Below are 17,699 nucleotides of genomic sequence, written 5' to 3'. Positions count from 1 at the left end.
GTAGTTAATCTCCTTCATCTACTGCTGACTCCACGCTTACAATCGTGCCCCTTCAAGGGAACCGACTCCCTGGTTGTCGTTATCGAGGAAGGCAATGGACACCCCAGACATTCTGGTGCTGCAAGCCAGCTACACCAACACTGTGCACGCCGATGCTATCGGGCTGGTACTCAACCACTATGCAGAAGACCCCATGGGTGGCGGCCATGCCTTGCCGGCTGACCTGTTGCAGCAATTACCCGCTGAATTGGCCAAGCGCCCCCATGCATTCAGCGTGCTGGCGTTTATCGGCGGTGAGCCGGCTGGGTTGATCAATTGCTTCGAGGGGTTTTCCACCTTCGCTTGTCGCCCGCTGGTCAACGTCCACGATGTGGTGGTGATGGATAAATTTCGTGGCCTGGGGCTGAGCCAGAAGATGTTGCAGAAGGTCGAGGAAATCGCCCGCCAACGCGGTTGCTGCAAGATCACCCTGGAAGTGCTGGAGGGTAATGAGGTGGCTCAGGCCGCTTATCGTAAGTTTGGTTTCGATGATTCCAAGTTTGATCCCGCCTACGGCCGCATGTTGTTCTGGAATAAGCCGCTTTAATAAATAACACTCAAAAAAAAGGCGCCACTTAGTGGCGCCAAGTAGACCTTAGCCATAGGAGCGGAATGGCAGAGGGTAGTGCGGTTAAATCAGGAGTTCGGTTGTTGCTCGGTGCTGGATTGATCTGCACTGTCTTTTTTCATGCTCTTGCCATCGGCGATGGCCGTTTGATCGGTAGTGCCGTGAAGCTTCTGCTGAACGAAGGTGAAGTTGTTGTAGAACTCCTTCGAGCGCTCTGAGCCGCCTTCTGCAAAGGCGGCGACGGAGGTCAGGGTCATCAGGCTGGCGAGCATCAAGGTAGAGAGTTTCATGGCAGTGTTCCCATTAAGAGTGATCGGTATCCGCTCTGTCCTTGATCAGATTCATGGGGCGATTGTGGGGTGACCTTATTAAGTGGGAATTAACGCACACGCACCCGGAAGTTAACGATTTCGTTAACTTCCGGTCGTGGGGTTAAAGCCTCCAATCCAGTGCAAGCGTGACGGAGCGCGGTTCTCCCCAATACACGCCATTGTAAAAACCAACGCGCTCGTAATATTTTTTATCAAATAGGTTATTAACGTTAAGCGATGCCGATAAGTGCTCGTCAAATTGATAGCGCGACATCAGGTTGACCACGGTGTAAGCCTGCTGGGTGATCTTGGTGGACTCGGTGAGCAGGTAGCCATCGGCGTCGCGACCACCGACAGGGCGCTCGGCAAAATCATAGAAGTCGCTCTGCCAGTTCACTGCGCCACCCACTGTCAATGCACGCCATTCTCCCGGCAGGCGGTAAGCGGTGGAGACCTTCAACAGGTTCAACGGCTGGGCGGTGTTGGCGCGCGTGTTATCGCCGTTGCGCGAGTGGGTGTAGGTGTAGCCCGCCGTGAGGTTCCAGTCCTGCATGACTTCCCCTGACACTTCCGCTTCAAACCCTTGCACCTTGGTGCCTTTGCCGCCGGATTTGTAGAACTGCTCCCCGGTGTCCTTGTCCGGTTGCGCTGTGCTGTCGAGTTCGGCAACGTTGTCCTGGGTGCTCCAGAAGAACGCAGTGGCCAGGTTCACGCGTTCGTTGAGCAGGCTGCCCTTGAGACCAACCTCGTAGTTGCTGCCCACCACCGGTTCCAGGTACTTGCGGTTGGCATCGCGCTCGTCCTGCGGGTTGAAGATATCGGTGTAGCTGGCGTACACCGTGTACTCGGGCGTGATGTCGTAGAGCAGGCCCGCATAGGGCGTGAGCATGTCGTTGTGGGTCTGGCTGGTTTTGCTGGAACTGCTCAACTGGTTGTTACTGTTGTACGCGGGCTCGACGCTCTCGATCTCCCAACTGCCATAACGGCTGCCGAGCACCGCGTGCAGGCGCTCGGTCAGGCTCAGGCGGGTGGCGAGGTAGCCGGCTTTCTGGGTCTTGCTGCTGTGCGCGCCCTTGAGGCCGGTGGTGCGGTCGGCGAATTTGCCGATGCCGCCCATGTGCCGCCAGTCTTCGATGGTCAGGTAGCCGGCGGGCATGCCGTTGCGCTGGTACGGTGCGCTGTCGCGCTGTTCGGACTCGCCGTAGCCCACCATCAGTTCATGCTCGCGCCCGAGCAGCGCGTAGGTGCCGGTGAGGCTGAAGTCTGCCACGTCCATTTTCGAGGTGCCCACCATCTGGCTGGCCCAGGCGGTCATTCCGCTGCCATCCGGGTTGGGGAACCCGGCGCCGCCGTAGTAGACCTTGCCGTCGGTGTCGCTTTGCCGGTGGGTGTAGGCGGCTTTCAAGCGCCAGTCCGGGGACAGCCGGTGGTCGATCGACGCAAAGGTGGTCTTGTCCTTGAGCGGCCAGGAACTCCAGTCAGCCGCCATGTTGGCCGAACGTGATAGCCGCGCCTTGCTGCCGTCGCTGTTCCAGTAGGGCAGGGTGCCCCACGAGGTGCCTTGCACATGCTTGTTCTGGTAGTCGAAGCCTACAGCCAGCACGGTGTCGTCTGTCAGGTCGCCTTCAAGAATGCCGTAGCCCACTTCCCGTTGCAGCGCATAGTTGTCGCGAAACGATTGGCTGTCCCGGTACGCCAGCACCGTACGCCCGCGCAGTCGCCCGTCAAAGGCCAGGGGGCCACCCACATCCACGTAGCTGTAATAGTTGTCATGGCTGGCACCGCTCACGCCGGTCTTGGCCTGCCACTGTGCGGTGGGGCGCTTGCGGATCATGTTGACCGTGGCCGATGGGTCGCCGGCGCCGGTGGTCAGGCCGGTGGCGCCTCGCACCACCTCAATGCGGTCGTAGATGATGGTGTCGGCATCCGACTTCATGCGCCCAAAGGTGCTGAGCATGCCGTCGACCTGGTAGTTGCTGATCGAATAGCCCCGGGAAGAGTAGCCGGCGCGGTCCGAATCCAGGTGCTGGACGGTGACCCCGGTGGTCTGGCGCAGCACGTCGGTCAGGGTATTGAGGTTGAAATCGTCCATCTGCTGGCGGGTGATCACCGAGACGGATTGCGGGGTTTCCTTGAGGGACAGGTTCAGGCGCGTGGCGGTGCTCATGACACCGGTGGTGTAGGCGCCGGTGTGCTCGGTGATGGCGCCCAGGCCTTCGGCGGTGATGTTGGTGCTGCCCAGCTCCAGCGCTTTGGCCGGGGCGTGTTCAGGGTCGGTTTCGGCCAGCAGGTCCGGGCTCAGCAGGGCGCCGGCCAGGCTCAGGGAGATCGTCATGGAACGGGTAAAAGGCGCGAACATCGCGGCAGACTCCTTGTCGTCTTTGCGGCCTTCCAGGAAAGAAAGGCCTTGGCTCAAAGACGAAAGGAGGCGGGGAACTTTAGGTTTAAACGAGAATGATTGTTATCTTTCTGTTACCAAGCGCCGCGGTTACTTGAGGACGACTTCTGATGCATCAGCCTTCTTCGGCTTGATCAGACTGAAATCGATCAGGCCTTTCTGCTGGCGTTCATAAGGGTTGCCGATCATCAGCGGTCGCGGCTTGAAGCTGTCGTTGACCAGGCTCTTGCTGCGGTCCCATTCATCGAAGCTCAGCCCGGCCAGGTCGGCCCAAGTGTGGATCAATTGCGAGCTGCTGTAAGGGCGCTGCAAATCGCTGGCAAAGCTCCAGTCATGGGTTTCGCGCCATTTCGGCGATGCGTAGGCCATGAACGGAATGGTGTACATCGGCGCCGTTGGTTTGCCTTCGTTACGCCCCAGGGTGCTGTGGCCCGCCGAGTCGTAGACGTCTTCGCCGTGGTCGGACAGGTACAGCAGGAAGCCGTTGGGGTCGGTCTTGGCGTAATCCTTGATCAGGCTCGACACCACAAAGTCGTTGTACAGCACCGCGTTGTCATAGCTGTTGTACACCGGCAACTGCTCGTCGCTGATACCGGCTGGCACGCCCTGGCGGTCGGTGAACTTGTCGAAGGTCGGCGGGTAACGGTACTGGTAGCTCATGTGCGTACCCAGCAGGTGCACCACGATGAACTTGCGTTCGGCCGTGTCGGCCAGGGCTTTGGAGAACGGCTCGATGACATCGCCATCGTATTGGCGCGCGTTCTGGTTGCGGTTGTTGTTGAGGTACACCTGCTCGTCAGCCTGTTCGGAAAAGGTCGTGAGCATGGTGTTGCGCTTGGTCATGGTCTGCTGGTTGGTGATCCAGAACGTCTTGTAGCCGGCCTGCTTCATTACGCTGACGATCGACGGCGTCTTGAGGTACAGGTCCGGGTTTTCTTCGTCGGCGAAGGTCAACACCTGTTGCAGCGCCTCAATGGTGTAGGGGCGCGGGGTGATGACGTTGTCGAACACCGCCAGTTGGTCGCGCAGCTTGTCCAGTTCCGGCGTGGTGTTACGTGGGTAGCCGTAAAGGCTCATGCGCTGGCGGTTGGTGGATTCGCCGATCACCAGCACCAGGGTCGACGGCTGGCCGGCCATGGTGTCTTTGAGGTTCTTCAGAGGCGGGATCTGGCTGGCGCTGGTCAGCATGCCTTGCATGTTGTCCAACTGTTCGGTGTAGCGGCGGTAGGCAACGATCATCTGCCAAGGCACGGCAGGTTCGATGCGGGTTTCGAAGCGGTCGATGGCCTGTTCCATGGTGTCGCTGGTAGCGATCTGCTTGACCAGCGGGTAACCCACCACGGCCAAAACAATCGCTGCCGCCGCGAGCATAGACTGGCCGCGCGGCAAGTACACCGGGCGCAAGCGGCTCCACAGGAACACCGCCATGGCGGTATGGGCGATGAACGCCAGGACGATCCACCAGGCAAAATATTGAGTCGCGTACTCGCCGGCTTCAGAGATGTTCGACTCGAACATGATGAAGATGACGCTTTGCGAAAATTCCTGCTGGTAGATAAAGAAATAACCCAGGCTGGCCATGGAGCAGGCCCACAGCACCATGCCGATCAAGGCGGCGAGCAAACGGGTGCGGCGCGGGAACAACAGCATCGGCGCCAGCCACAACGCGCTCATGAAGAATGCTTGGCGAAAACCACTGAAGCCGGAAGTGCCGGTCAGTTGGATAAGCAGTTGGGTAATACCCGAGAAGTACCAGAAGAACAGGAACATCCAGCCGAGGCCGGCCCAATCAAAACCTTTCGCAGACGTGGTGCTGCGTTTGAACATCGCCATCCAGCGCTCCAACCCAAAAATTCTCAGCTGACGCGCAAGGGTGCACGCAACAGAGGCCACCCTTGCATGGGGTGGCCCTTCGGGCAGGAGTATCGTGACAGGGGTGTGAAAACTTCGTGAGATTTATGTGGTGATTACCTTACAAACCTCTGACGGCGGGGTTTAGCAGAGTGCAGGCTGCGAACCGGAAGGCTGTTCGAGCTGGGCTTGCAGGTATGAGCGCAGGCGCATGACTTCCTGCTGCAGCTGATCGCGCTCGTCTTTCAACTGGCGCAACTCATCGCGACGGATAGTGACGTAGAGGGTCTGTGGCGGACGGGTCATCTGTGCAGTGGTCATTGCTTACCTCGCAAATAGCCGGTGTGTCGCGGTGTGCCAGAACGCTTGAGTCGAGGTTCTCGGCAGCAGTCGGAAGCAATTCTGAATTCTTTTGTGTGGCAATGGAACTTTTTTATTTTTGATGGTCGTGTGACTTTTGATGCAGTGATGGTGAAACGATGGCAACTTTTTTGTCATGAAACTCCACGTATCCGCTCTGGACTAACCCTCATTAGCCTCATTGCGCTATAAACTATGTCACACATTTATTTGGTAGTTAGGAGCATCAGCACATGCAACTGGGGATTATCGGACTAGGCCGCATGGGCGGTAACATTGCGCGGCGCCTGATGCTCAATGGGCATACCACCGTTGTATACGACCGTAACGAAGCGTTTGTGAAAGGCTTGAGCGAAGAGGGCGCCACCGGCGTTTCCGACCTGAAAGCCCTGGTCGCCGGGCTGCAAAAGCCTCGCGCTGTCTGGGTCATGCTGCCCGCTGGCGCACCCACCGAAGACACCATCAATGAACTGAGCGAGCTGCTGGAAGACGGTGACGTGATCATCGACGGCGGCAACACCAACTATAAGGATGACGTACGTCGCGGCAAAGCCCTGGCGCAAAAGGGCCTGCACTATGTCGACGTCGGCACTTCCGGCGGCGTGTGGGGCCTGGAGCGTGGCTACTGCATGATGATCGGTGGCGACACCGAGACCGTGCAGCGCCTCGACCCGATCTTCAAGAGCCTGGCACCAGGCCTGGGTAACATCCCGCGCACCAAGGACCGTTCCGCCAGCGCCGACCCGCGTGCCGAGCAAGGCTACATCCATGCTGGCCCAGCCGGTTCCGGGCACTTCGTCAAGATGATCCACAACGGCATCGAGTACGGGATGATGCAGGCGTTCGCCGAAGGCTTCGACATCCTCAAGACCAAGAACTCGGACAACCTGCCGGAAGACCAGCGCTTTGACCTTAACGTGGCCGACATCGCCGAAGTGTGGCGCCGTGGCAGCGTGGTGTCGTCCTGGCTGCTGGACCTGACCGCCGACGCCCTGGCCACCGATCCGAAACTCGACGGTTACTCCGGCTCCGTGGCTGACAGCGGTGAAGGTCGCTGGACCATCGAAGCGGCGATGGAGCAAGCGGTGCCGGTACCGGTGCTGTCCACCTCGCTGTTTGCCCGTTTCCGTTCGCGCCAGCAGAGCACCTACGGCGACAAAATGCTTTCTGCCATGCGCTTCGGCTTTGGCGGCCATGTGGAGACTTCCAAAAAATGACCGCCAACGGCAAGAAACCAGAGGCCGAACCTGCTCCGCCCACCACACTGTTTCTGTTTGGTGCCCATGGTGATCTTGTAAAGCGCCTGCTCATGCCGGCGCTGTACAACCTCAGCCGTGACGGGCTGCTGGGCGATGGCCTGCGCATTGTTGGCGTTGATCACAACGCCATCAGCGATGCCGACTTCGCCAAGAAGCTCGAAGACTTCATTCGCACTGAGGCCGCGAGCAAGGTGCGCGGCAATGCCGAGAACGCCCTGGACCCGGAAATATGGGCGCAGTTGGCCAAAGGCATCAGCTACGTCGAGGGTGATTTCCTCGACGACAGCACCTATGTCGACATCGGCAAGAAAATCGCCGACAGCGGTACCGGCAATGCCGTGTTCTACCTGGCCACTGCACCGCGCTTCTTCAGTGAAGTGGTGCAGCGCTTGGGCAGCGCTGGCTTGCTGGCGGAAACCGAAGACGGCTTTCGCCGCGTGGTCATCGAAAAACCCTTCGGTTCCGACCTGGCCACCGCAGAGGCGCTCAACGCCTGCCTGCTCAAGGTGATGAGCGAGAAGCAGATCTACCGGATCGACCATTACCTGGGCAAGGAGACGGTGCAGAACATCCTGATCAGCCGTTTCTCCAACGTGTTGTTCGAAGCGTTCTGGAACAACCATTACATCGATCACGTGCAGATCACCGCCGCCGAAACCGTCGGCGTGGAAACCCGGGGCAATTTCTTCGAGAAGACCGGCACGCTGCGGGACATGGTGCCAAACCACCTATTCCAACTGCTCGCAATGGTGGCCATGGAGCCGCCTGCGGCCTTTGGTGCCGATGCGGTGCGCGGTGAAAAGGCCAAGGTAGTCGGTGCGATCCGGCCATGGTCGCTGGAAGACGCCCGGGCGAACTCGGTGCGCGGCCAGTACACCGCGGGTGAAATCGGTGGCAAGCAACTGCCCGGTTACCGCGAAGAAGCCAACGTGGCGCCGGACAGCAGCACTGAGACGTTCGTGGCGCTCAAGGTGATGATCGACAACTGGCGTTGGGTCGGCGTGCCGTTCTACCTGCGCACCGGCAAGCGCATGAGCATCCGCGACACCGAAATCGTGATTTGCTTCAAGCCCGCGCCGTACGCACAGTTTCGCGATACCGATGTGGACGAGCTCAAGCCCACCTACCTGAAAATCCAGATCCAGCCCAATGAAGGCATGTGGTTCGACCTGCTGGCGAAAAAGCCTGGGCCGACCCTGGAAATGGCCAATATCGAGTTGGGTTTTGACTACAAGGACTTCTTCGAGATGCAACCGTCGACAGGGTACGAAACCCTGATCTACGACTGCATGACCGGCGACCAGACCTTGTTCCAGCGTGCCGACAACATCGAAAACGGCTGGCGTGCGGTGCAGCCGTTCCTCGATGTGTGGAAGGAAGACGACGGTATCCAGGCCTACAAGGCGGGTGAGGATGGCCCGGCGGCCGCTGATGCGTTGCTGGCCCGCGATGGCCGTACCTGGCACAGCCTCGGATGAGTGACGCAGCGATCCATCCCATCCGGTTGGTGCTGAGTGACATGGACGGCACCCTGTTGCACCCCGATCACACGCCCAGCCAGCGCACCCTCGACACGGTGCGCGCCCTGCGCGACGCCGGGGTGTTCTTCAGCCTGGCCAGCGGGCGACCGCCGCGTGCCATGTTGCAGATGGTCGAGGCGTTTGGCATCGATGTGCCGGTGGCGGGTTTCAATGGCGGCACCCTGATCAACCCCGACGGCAGCGTGCTCGTCGCCCATTACCTGCCGGCAGAAGCGGCGTTGGTGACGTTGGCGCTGTTTACACCGGAATCCGATGTGGAAGTCTGGCTGTTTGCTGATGGGGAATGGCTGCGCCGTGATCCGCCTGGTCCGATGGTCAAGCGCGAAGCGGACGGCCTGGGATACGGGCCGCGCGTGGTCGAGAGTTTCGAGCCGTACCTGGACCGCGTCGACAAGATCGTCGCGGCCAGCAACAACACCCAGTTGCTGGTCGAACTCGAAGCGCAGTTGCAACCCAAGGTGCAAGGCCTGGCGCAGGTGTCGCGTTCACAGCCGGTATATCTGGACGTGACCGCCATGCTGGCCAACAAGGGGGAGGCGCTGAAGACATTGGCGGCGCACCTTGGCGTGCCGCTTGAGCAAACCATGGCAATTGGTGATGGCGGCAATGACCCGGCGATGTTTCATGTGGCCGGATTGTCGATTGCCATGGGCCAAGCCGAAGAAACGGTTAAACGCCAAGCCAATGTTGTGACCGGCAGTAACGTCGAGGACGGCGCGGCAGAGGCCATCGAGCGTTTTATTCTCACTGCGCAATAAAATCCTTACGCACTAACACTGAACTTTCGCCCGTTTAATCCACGGGCGGAAGTTACAGTGCGGTATTACTTCGGCATGGCCCAGGACTGCAACTGATAGCCATCTTTGTCGAGTTCAGCGCGCGCCTGCAACAACAAACCTTCCAGTTGAGCCGGGTCGGTATAGTCGCTCGAAGACAGCTGTTTGCTGCCGATACGGGTATTGGTACGGTCGATAACGCTCAGGCTGAGGGCGCCATGGCCATCGTGCCAGGCCACGCACTGAAAGGGCTGGAAGGCACGGTCTGCGATCAAAAGAGCTTCGTTGATGCGGAGCGGGGCGTTCATGTTGGGTTCTCTCTCATTGCCCATTCAAGTGAGTGCCGTCGGTTGGGCTGACCGTGCGGCGGGTTACTTGTACTGATGCACGAAGGCAGGGTACGGGTCACATGTTAGTGTAAGAAATTTCGACTTTCCGTGACTGATGTCATGTAAGCGCCTGTTTTGAAAGCTGAATGAAAGTTTCGCCGATCCCTAACTTTTTTGTGTGAGAGTGCAGGGGTGTGGCTTTTTGCCAACACTTATAGCGAAACGGTACAAGGAAAGCGTCAAGACCTTGCTAGTGTTAGCGACAGGCGCCACAAACCGTTGTTTCTAAATAACTTTAACAATTTTGGCGCCAAGGAATAGTCATGGTTGTTACACCTGTGCAGCGCCGTCTGCTTGTGGTCGATCCTTGTGACGACTGCCATGAACTATTGCCAGGCCTGCGCACCGCCGGGTGGGAAGTGGACAGTTGCACCCTGGCCTCCGTCGGTGACCGTTCCTGTGATGTCGGTCTGTTGCGCCTGCAGCCCTCGCACCTGGAACGCCCGGAAGCCGTCAAGGAGTTGATCGGGCGCAGTGGTACCGAGTGGATCGCCGTGCTCAGCCAGGACGTGCTGCGTCTGCAGAATGTCGGCGATTTTGTCTGCGAATGGTTTTTCGACTTCCACACTTTGCCGTTCGACGTGGCCCGGGTGCAGGTTACCCTGGGGCGCGCGTTCGGCATGGCACGCCTGCGGGGCAAGGGTTTTGCCCAGGTTGACGAGCCTGAACATGAACTGCTGGGCGATAGCCGACCGATTCGCGAATTGCGTAAATTGCTTTCCAAGCTCGCACCGACGGAATCCCCGGTGTTGATTCGCGGCGACAGTGGCACCGGTAAAGAGCTGGTGGCCAAAACCCTGCATCGCCAGTCTCAGCGCCATGCCAAGCCATTTGTCGCGATTAATTGCGGCGCCATTCCCGAGCACCTGATCCAGTCCGAACTGTTTGGCCACGAAAAAGGCGCGTTCACCGGCGCCCATCAGCGCAAAGTCGGGCGTATCGAAGCGGCTCACGGTGGCACGCTGTTCCTCGATGAAATCGGTGATTTGCCGATGGAGTTGCAAGCCAACCTGTTGCGTTTTCTCCAGGAAAAACAGATCGAACGTGTCGGCGGCAGCCAGCCCATTCCCGTGGACGTGCGGGTGCTGGCCGCCACCCACGTCGACCTGGAGGCCGCCGTGGCCAAGGGCACTTTTCGCGAAGACTTGTACTACCGGCTCAATGTACTGCAAGTGATCACCGCACCCCTGCGTGAGCGCCATGGCGATGTGGCCATGCTGGCCAATCACTTTTCACGCTTCTACAGCCAGGAAACCGGCCGCCGCCCCCGCAGTTTCAGTGAAGATGCCCTGGTGGCCATGGGGCAACACCCGTGGCCGGGCAATGTGCGCGAACTGGCCAACCGTGTTCGTCGTGGTTTGGTATTGGCCGAAGGGCGACAAATCGAAGCCGTTGATCTGGGATTGCAGGGTGAACAGGCAATTGCGCCACCGATGGCTACACTGGAGGATTACAAGCACCGTGCCGAGCGTCAGGCACTGTGCGACGTGCTCAACCGGCACAGCGACAACCTGAGTGTCGCCGCCCGGGTGCTGGGGGTTTCCCGGCCGACGTTCTACCGGTTGCTGCACAAACACCAGATCCGCTAGGGCGGGTAAACCGAAAAGCCCCGCAACGACCCTTATCGTTGCGGGGCTTTTCCTTTTTGCTGCCGTTAATTGCGACCATTAGGCAGCCATCGCCGGCAAGCCGGCTCCTACAGTTTGAATGCGTTCCCCTGTAGGAGCCGGCTTGCCGGCGATGAGGCCCTAAATCACGCCACTAGAAGTAGTAAGGGAACTTCAGGCTAAAGCTGAACGACGGCGCGTCCGGTGTAATCCCGATGGCCAAGTTCGGCACGATCGTCAGGTTGTCGGTGGCCGCGATCGTCATGCCGACGTTGAAATAGCCGGCGTTGGCATCGCTGGAAACCACCGACTGCCAATCGCCGCCATCCGGCTTGAGCTGGCTCTTGCGTTGCACCAGGTCCGACACCGAGAACGACATACTCATCTTCTCGTTGAGTGCAAAGGCCACGCCTGCACCGATCTGGAAGCTGTCACCCAGTTTGACCTTGCCCGGCACTTTCTGGCCGACGTTGGAGCTGATGTCGCTGAACGAGTCTTCCAAATTGTGGGTATAGGACAGCGAGCCGAACAGCACCGCCGGATCGAAGGTCTTGACCAGGGAGATCCCCGGCGTGATCGACCACACACCGTTGCCGGTCGGCAGGTTTTCCGGGACATACAGGTTGGTGTTGGTCGGCGACTGGACCAGCTTGATACCAAATGGATCCTCGCCGGTAGGCGCTTTCACCCGCACCGATACCACCGCATCCGGCAGGTTGACGCTTTCGTCGAGGAACTTGTAGGCAATGCCAAAGTTGACGTCACCAATGGTTGGGTCACGGGTCACCGACTGTTCGGAGGTGGCGGTGCCGCTGCCACCGTTGGCGCCGCCCGACTGATACGTCGACTCGCGGTAAACCACCGGCACGTTCACGTCGAACTGCCAACGGTTATCCAGGTTGTAGCGACCGGTGAGGTCCAGCGTCCAGTTATCCGACTTGATCCGGTCCAGGTTGATGTTGCCGAGGAAGATCGAATCGAGCGCCAGAAAACCGTTCAGCGTCAACTGACGGGCATCGTAGCGAGAATAGGTCACCCCGGTTTCAAAGCTGAACTTGCCGTTGCCGAAGAAACCGCTGGCTTCGTTGTACAAGTTGCTCACGCTCTGCGCGGGCGCCGAGTCGTCCTTGAGCGATTGGCCATAGGATGCACCGCCGCCAGCCCCTCCCGAGGCTGCGGCTGCGCCAACCCCCGGCGTATTGCCAGCCACGGTGGTGCCACCTTTCTGGAAGTCGGCTGGCGACTTGGCCAGGCGTTTGGGCGGTGGTGCCGCTGGCTGATCCTCGACCTGCCGAACCCGTTGCTCCAATACCGCCAGTGCTTTCTGCTGAACTTCATAGCGTTGCTTGAGTTCCAGCAGTTCCTGTTTCAGCGTTTCAATATCGGCGTCTGGCGCGGCATACAACATCGATGCCGGCAGGAGCGTACTCAAACAAACCACGGCACGTAGCGATAAAGATCGATGCATGAAGTCAGCCGTCCCTTTCTAATGCGTAAGTGTCGAGGCTCAGCGTAGTTCAATAACCGGGAGTGCGTAGGCCCTTGAGTTGATTCAAATTGAGGTTCTGCGCGAAATTGTTCAAACCGTTGTTGCCCAGCACTACATTGAGCTGAGTCAGGTTGTTCACAAAGTTGCTGTTGCCCTGAATAACCGTGCCCTGCAGGACGTTGCCGCCACCAATCTGCTGGACCACATTGCCCTGGTTATTGTTGGCCAGGATCGCCATTTGCAACCCGCCATTCTTGGCCGAAACGCTGACCTGGCCGGCGCCGCTTTGCCCGGTGATGGTCTGGCCAGCAACCAGGGCTTGCCCGGACTGCACGATGTTGGCCGGTGCCAGACCGTTCTGGGTCACATTGATGTCAACGCCATTGTTGGCGGTATTGCCATCGCCGGCCGCCCGCACGCTCTGGGTCACACCCTGGCCGCTGCCCAGGCCGGAGCCGCCGATGACGGTGCCTGTGCCCGTGTTGGGTGTCGAGCCGTTGCCGACGGTGCTGGTGGTGGTGACATAAAATTGCGGTGTGACGGTGGAGGAGTTGACCTGCATGCTGGCATTGGCGGTGATGCTGTCACCGGCAGCGTTGGTCCAGGTGCTGCTCATGACAATGCCAAAACTGATGATCCGCCCGGGCATTACGTAGCGCCCACGCAGGTCGGCCATTTCTGAATCCTTGAGTTCGATCGGCTTGAACGCCGATGACGCATAAACGGGCATTGAGGCTGCCAGGCACATGACCGTCAGCCAACGGTAAGTGTTCATCGTCTGCTCCTGGAGCGTCCTGCCCCGTGTGGCGCTTTTAGAAAAAGTCGCTCTGGATGAAACCGAAGTCCTTCAATTCGCTGTCCCGCACTGGGGCGAATTCGTTCAGCTTGTTCTTGGCGGTCAGCGGTGTGGGTGGGTCGAGCAGGGCGTTGGTCTTGTCGTAGCCTTGGCCCAGCACAGCGAACACGATGCCGTTCCAGCCTTTGACGAAGTCGTCCTTCGCGTACCGTTTGTGGCCCAGTACCGGGTCGCCGATGTACACCCAATCCTTATCGGCCCGCTGCATGACCACGAAGTGCTTGTAGCCGCGTATTTCCAGCAGCACCACAACGGGCACTTTCACCGTGAGCAACACTTCTGGTGTGATCCGGTAGCCCTTGGCACGCATGCCGATGCTTTCCAGGTAGCGCTTCATGTCGAGCATCGAGAAGCCCTGGGTACGCACCAGGTCCTGGTCGGCGTTGACCAGCATGCCTTTGATCACGTGGTCTTCATCCACGTCCATCCAATAGGCTTGGCGCAAAATGGTCGCGAGCGCGGCAGCACCACAGCTGAAATCGGTTTTCTGTTCCACCAGGTTGGCGAACTTGCGCTCGCGGATGCTCTCAACCTTTTTGTAGATCAGCCCACCACCGGGCATGACCACGGCCATTTGCCCTGCCCAGGTCGGGCCGGTGAGTGATAACAGGAGGAGGAAGGCAACGAGGCGCATGATCGTATGACCTGTTGGACACTGGAATGAAAAAGGGCCTTGTTGCCAAGGCCCTATCTGGATCAGAAGCGAGTGGTGGATTGCACGACTACGTTGTTCTGACCTTGGTTGTTGCTACCCGACAGTACGTTGGAGTTCGACACCCCGGAGCCGTAGTTCATCGAGTTGTTCACGCTGGCGTTGTTGACCACAGGTTTGGTGTTCCAGCCATGGCCGCTGCTCAGGTTGAGCACCAGGTTGCCGGACACGTCCTGCACGCCGTTGATGGTTGCAGCACCACCAGTACCGTCTTTGTTAGCCTGAACAACGGTGCTGTTGCTGCCTTGGTTGGAGTTGCCGGCTGCGGCGTTCAACTGAATGATGCCCGAGGCGTTGTTGCCGCTGTCGTTGAGCGATGCGTTGTTTTTGGTGCCGCTGTTGAGCACGAAGTTGCCGGTGTTCGATTGTGCCGAGTTCACGGTGGCGAACACGAAGTCAGCATCGGCGTTTTGCACGATGACATCGTTTTTGCCTTGGTTGTTGGCACCGCTGAGTACGTTGCCGTTTGTTACGCCGCTGTCGTGGTTATACGAGTCGTTGGCCGAGGCATTATTTTTGGTTTTGTCATTGATCACCACGTTGCCATGGTTGCTTTGACCATCATTGGAGGTCGCGCTGGCGCTGGTGGTTGGAGCAGGCTGTGGATGATGGGGTTGACCCGCTTGAGCAGCAACAGCCATGAGAGCAGCGAGAGCGAAAGCCAGTGGTTTGAGGGCCATTGTAGTTTTCATGGTGTATCTCCTTGCTTCTATTAGTTGGTTAAGTGTTGGTACGGTCTAGCTATCGACCCAGCTCCATCAGTTGAGTCGTAAATTCAGGGTGTTAGCCACTCGGTTCCCCACCCCGGCGCTCTGGTTGACCTGTACCACTCCACGGCTACCGGTGAAGGCCTGGTCGCTGGTAACGACCTGGCGGCTGCCAGTGGTAGAGGTCAATCCCGAGTCTGTTGCAAGCGCAACGTTCTGTTGCGACATGACACTGTCGTCGATGCTCTGCGGGCCAGCGTTGACGCTGATACGCACGGCATTGATCATCTGGTTCTGGGCCCCGGCCGACTGATTGACGCTCAGTACGCCGTTGCCATTGCTGAAAGAGTTGCCCTGGATCGACGCCTTGGCGTTCAGGGACCGGTCGGCGGGTGCGCCGCTGATTTTCTGGGTGACGTTGATGTTGGCCTGGACGTTGTGGCCCATGGTGATGGCGACGTTGTTGCTCAACTGTTGTTGGTCGCCTGCGGCCTGGTTGAGCGTGACGACGCCGCTGTATTGCTTGCCCGAGTTGTCGATGGTGGCGTTGTCATTGCTGTCGGCCATCGCCGATGAGCAGGCCAGCATCGCAAGCAGGATCAAGGAGTGATTCATGTCAGCGTCCCCCTACCATGCTGCCGAGGTTATTCAGAGGCTGCAGGCCTTGGGAGATCGCGCCGTTTACGGTTCCGGAGACGCTGCTGCCGCCACCGTGCCCGGCAGCCATGCTTGAACCGAGGCCAGTGCCATTGGCGGTAAGGGTGTTCAAACCCGAGAGGTTGCCGCCCGGCATGAGGGTACGGTTGATGCTGGTGCCGCTGCTGATCCCCGCGATGTCGCTATCGCTGAGCTCGCCGTTCATGGCGCGGAAGACTTGGGATGAAGGATTGGCGTTGGCGGTAACGGGATTCGGGTCAACACCCGGAGAGCGGCCAGCCATGTGGCCTTGAACAGTGCGCTGGATAATGATCTCGCCATCCCCGGCAGCCAGCACCGGAATGCTCACGCTGGCACTCAGTGCACAGCTGATCAGCAGGAGGCTCAGTGAGCCTGGATTGTGAGTGTCCATGGCAGTGTTCCTTATTCTTCGCGCTGACCCTAAACAGCGCTGTCAGGGATAGAGCAGAACGCGTGCCGCTTTTTGTTTTCCTCATGTATTCAATGGGTTGTGGTCGGTCTATGAAAATTCCTTCGAGAGGCTGTTTCAGCCGTGAGACAGCCATTGTTGCGCCGGATATACGCAGGCACGCCGCGTTGCATTCGCCGGGCTGTATCAGCGATGGAACAGTGCGTATGACAAAACGATGAATCCGCTCAGGGCGGGCGGTTCAGGGGAGGAGGGTGTTTCAAAAATGGACACTGCAGGCGCGAGAGCGCCCAAGACGTGCAGGTACGGCTCAGCCTTTCGGGGCTTTACGCGGGATTGAATTGAGTACAGGGTTGCCGTCCAGGTTCTGTGTCAGGTAGACCGGCAAGACCTTGGGCAGGGAGGGGACGAGGTTGTTGACCTCATTAATGTTGTAGATGCCGCCGATGCGGATTGCACCGGTATTGGCGTCCGCCAGCATCACGGGTTTGTTCAAGTAGCGATTGATCAGCGGCAATGCGTCGGCCAGTGCCAGGTTGTCTAGCACCAGTTTGCCCTGGCGCCAGGCAAGTGCGGTGTCATTGGGGTTGAATGCATTCACGCGAGGGGTGAAGTCACCATGCTGGTAGCTGGCCTGCATCCCTGGGGTCAGCGGCACGCTGCCGTGCACGGTGTCACTCGCGATTTGCACTGAGCCTTCGAGCAGCATCACCCGCACCTGGTCTTCGTATTTCCAGACGTTGAACTGTGTGCCCGTCACCCGTACCTGGCCTTCGCCGGCACGCACGATAAACGGGTGGCTGCTGTCATGGGTGACTTTGAAAAAAGCCTCGCCCTTTTTCAGCGTGACCCGGCGTTGGTCCTTGTAGTTGCTATAGACCAGCTCCGTGCCGAGGTTCAATTCCACCTGGCTGCCATCTCCCAGGGTGACTTTGCGCAGGCCATTGGCCGCTTCGAAGTGTTCGTACGAGCTGGGTAACCAGCCTGCCTCCCAGCCGGTAAAGGCCGCAATAGGCAGGGCGGCGAGGCAGACGGCAGCCGCCACGGCGTAAGTGCGCAGGCGGCTGCGAGGCTTGAACGGCACCACGGTCGGCGCGGGTTCAGTGCGCGGGAGGTGATCGGCGACGTCCCAGATCTCCAGCATGGCCGCGTATTCGAAGGCGTGCAGCGGATGAGCATCGTGCCATTGCTCAAAAGCCTGACGTTCGTCTGCGGTGCAATCACTGGCATGCAGGCGCATGCACCAATGCGCGGCGGCGTCGGTGATAGCGTCGTATTCGGCTTCTGAAAGGGACTTTTCGCTCATTAACTCATCCTGATTTCCCACATTCTAACCTCCCCGGGTGGACCACGAGAACAGCCATCATGGCGATTGCACATCAATTGGAACTTATTCTCGTTTGGAAACACCTAAAACATTCAGGACATGAGTCCGATATTCCCTTGATGGAGAACGAAGATGCTCAAGAAAACGTTAATCGCCCTGTGTGCCACTTCTGCCTTGCTGGGCGCCGGTTCAGCCCTGGCTGACAAGCCGGGCGCGGGCTGGATCACCATTGAAAAGGCCATTGAAGTCGCCAAGACCAAGGCCGGGTATGTCGAGGTCTACCAGGCCGAGGCTGACGACAACGGCTATTGGGAAGTCAAGGGGCGCAAGTCCGATGGCACTGTGTACGAAGCACGCATTGACGGTGCGTCGGGCAATATCCTGCGCGACCAGAAAGATTGATACCCACCACCGGGGGCCGC

At 58.9% G+C, this 17,699-nt stretch carries 18 protein-coding genes; 6 read left to right on the top strand and 12 right to left on the bottom strand.

Going from position 1 to position 17,699, the window contains the following annotated elements; genetic code table 11:
- Positions 1-94 precede the first annotated feature (94 nt).
- Positions 95-586, top strand: coding sequence for a GNAT family N-acetyltransferase (locus tag AC07SU_RS26960; protein WP_494998774.1), 492 nt, complete (start codon positions 95-97; stop codon positions 584-586).
- 89 nt (positions 587-675) lie between these two features.
- On the opposite strand, the gene AC07SU_RS26955 is transcribed toward AC07SU_RS26960, so the two are convergent.
- From AC07SU_RS26955 to AC07SU_RS26940, 4 genes are all read right to left on the bottom strand, one after another.
- On the bottom strand, positions 676-897 hold the full coding sequence (locus tag AC07SU_RS26955; RefSeq protein WP_176997772.1) for a hypothetical protein: 222 nt from the start codon (positions 895-897) through the stop codon (positions 676-678).
- Positions 898-1,039: 142 nt separating this feature from the next.
- Positions 1,040-3,277: a TonB-dependent siderophore receptor gene (locus AC07SU_RS26950; protein ID WP_494998773.1), complete on the bottom strand. Its 2,238-nt coding sequence runs from the start codon at positions 3,275-3,277 to the stop codon at positions 1,040-1,042.
- Positions 3,278-3,406: 129 nt separating this feature from the next.
- Positions 3,407-5,149: a phosphoethanolamine transferase CptA gene (locus AC07SU_RS26945; RefSeq protein WP_494998772.1), complete on the bottom strand. Its 1,743-nt coding sequence runs from the start codon at positions 5,147-5,149 to the stop codon at positions 3,407-3,409.
- Positions 5,150-5,311: 162 nt separating this feature from the next.
- Complete coding sequence (locus AC07SU_RS26940; RefSeq protein ID WP_176997732.1) at positions 5,312-5,488, bottom strand: DUF6026 family protein; 177 nt, start codon at positions 5,486-5,488, stop codon at positions 5,312-5,314.
- 272 nt (positions 5,489-5,760) lie between these two features.
- Between AC07SU_RS26940 and gnd the strand changes: the two genes are divergently transcribed.
- From gnd to AC07SU_RS26925, 3 genes are read left to right on the top strand one after another with little or no spacing between them, the layout of a single operon-like run.
- The gene (gnd, locus tag AC07SU_RS26935; RefSeq protein WP_176997769.1) at positions 5,761-6,744 is read left to right on the top strand and encodes a phosphogluconate dehydrogenase (NAD(+)-dependent, decarboxylating); all 984 of its coding nucleotides are present in this window, start codon (positions 5,761-5,763) and stop codon (positions 6,742-6,744) included.
- Complete coding sequence (zwf, locus tag AC07SU_RS26930; protein ID WP_494998771.1) at positions 6,741-8,264, top strand: glucose-6-phosphate dehydrogenase; 1,524 nt, start codon at positions 6,741-6,743, stop codon at positions 8,262-8,264. The genes gnd and zwf overlap by 4 nt, the downstream gene beginning before the upstream one ends.
- Positions 8,261-9,085, top strand: coding sequence for an HAD family hydrolase (locus AC07SU_RS26925; RefSeq protein ID WP_494998770.1), 825 nt, complete (start codon positions 8,261-8,263; stop codon positions 9,083-9,085). Before zwf ends, AC07SU_RS26925 begins: the two co-directional genes overlap by 4 nt.
- 65 nt (positions 9,086-9,150) lie before the next feature.
- On the opposite strand, the gene AC07SU_RS26920 is transcribed toward AC07SU_RS26925, so the two are convergent.
- Positions 9,151-9,411: a hypothetical protein gene (locus AC07SU_RS26920; RefSeq protein WP_176997766.1), complete on the bottom strand. Its 261-nt coding sequence runs from the start codon at positions 9,409-9,411 to the stop codon at positions 9,151-9,153.
- A gap of 344 nt (positions 9,412-9,755) precedes the next feature.
- Between AC07SU_RS26920 and AC07SU_RS26915 the strand changes: the two genes are divergently transcribed.
- Entirely contained in the window at positions 9,756-11,081 is a 1,326-nt protein-coding gene (locus AC07SU_RS26915; RefSeq protein ID WP_176997765.1) for a sigma-54 dependent transcriptional regulator, read from the top strand.
- 172 nt (positions 11,082-11,253) lie between these two features.
- On the opposite strand, the gene fapF is transcribed toward AC07SU_RS26915, so the two are convergent.
- From fapF to AC07SU_RS26880, 7 genes are all read right to left on the bottom strand, one after another.
- Entirely contained in the window at positions 11,254-12,567 is a 1,314-nt protein-coding gene (fapF, locus tag AC07SU_RS26910) for a fibril amyloid transporter FapF (protein WP_176997764.1), read from the bottom strand.
- A 49-nt stretch (positions 12,568-12,616) separates the two neighbouring features.
- On the bottom strand, positions 12,617-13,363 hold the full coding sequence (gene fapE, locus AC07SU_RS26905) for a fibril amyloid subunit FapE (protein WP_494998769.1): 747 nt from the start codon (positions 13,361-13,363) through the stop codon (positions 12,617-12,619).
- Between the two features lie 37 nt (positions 13,364-13,400).
- Complete coding sequence (fapD, locus tag AC07SU_RS26900; protein WP_176997762.1) at positions 13,401-14,078, bottom strand: fibril amyloid maturation endopeptidase FapD; 678 nt, start codon at positions 14,076-14,078, stop codon at positions 13,401-13,403.
- A gap of 62 nt (positions 14,079-14,140) precedes the next feature.
- On the bottom strand, positions 14,141-14,848 hold the full coding sequence (fapC, locus tag AC07SU_RS26895; RefSeq protein WP_494998768.1) for an amyloid-like fimbrin subunit FapC: 708 nt from the start codon (positions 14,846-14,848) through the stop codon (positions 14,141-14,143).
- A gap of 66 nt (positions 14,849-14,914) precedes the next feature.
- On the bottom strand, positions 14,915-15,478 hold the full coding sequence (gene fapB / locus AC07SU_RS26890; protein ID WP_494998767.1) for a fibril amyloid subunit FapB: 564 nt from the start codon (positions 15,476-15,478) through the stop codon (positions 14,915-14,917).
- Between the two features lies 1 nt (position 15,479).
- Positions 15,480-15,932, bottom strand: a complete 453-nt coding sequence (gene fapA, locus AC07SU_RS26885) for a fibril amyloid chaperone protein FapA (protein WP_494998766.1) — start codon at positions 15,930-15,932, stop codon at positions 15,480-15,482.
- A 328-nt stretch (positions 15,933-16,260) separates the two neighbouring features.
- On the bottom strand, positions 16,261-17,256 hold the full coding sequence (locus AC07SU_RS26880; RefSeq protein WP_494998765.1) for a FecR family protein: 996 nt from the start codon (positions 17,254-17,256) through the stop codon (positions 16,261-16,263).
- Positions 17,257-17,409: 153 nt separating this feature from the next.
- Here AC07SU_RS26880 and AC07SU_RS26875 point away from each other — a divergent pair, with 153 nt between their 5' ends.
- A complete protein-coding gene (locus AC07SU_RS26875; RefSeq protein ID WP_494998764.1) occupies positions 17,410-17,679 on the top strand; it encodes a PepSY domain-containing protein in 270 nt (89 codons plus the stop codon).
- Positions 17,680-17,699 lie beyond the last annotated feature (20 nt).

This window comes from Pseudomonas sp. GW821-FHT05H12 (genome assembly GCF_059419385.1).
The sequence above is the reverse complement of the archived record's forward strand: the minus strand, read 5'-3'. Positions and strand labels throughout refer to the sequence as shown.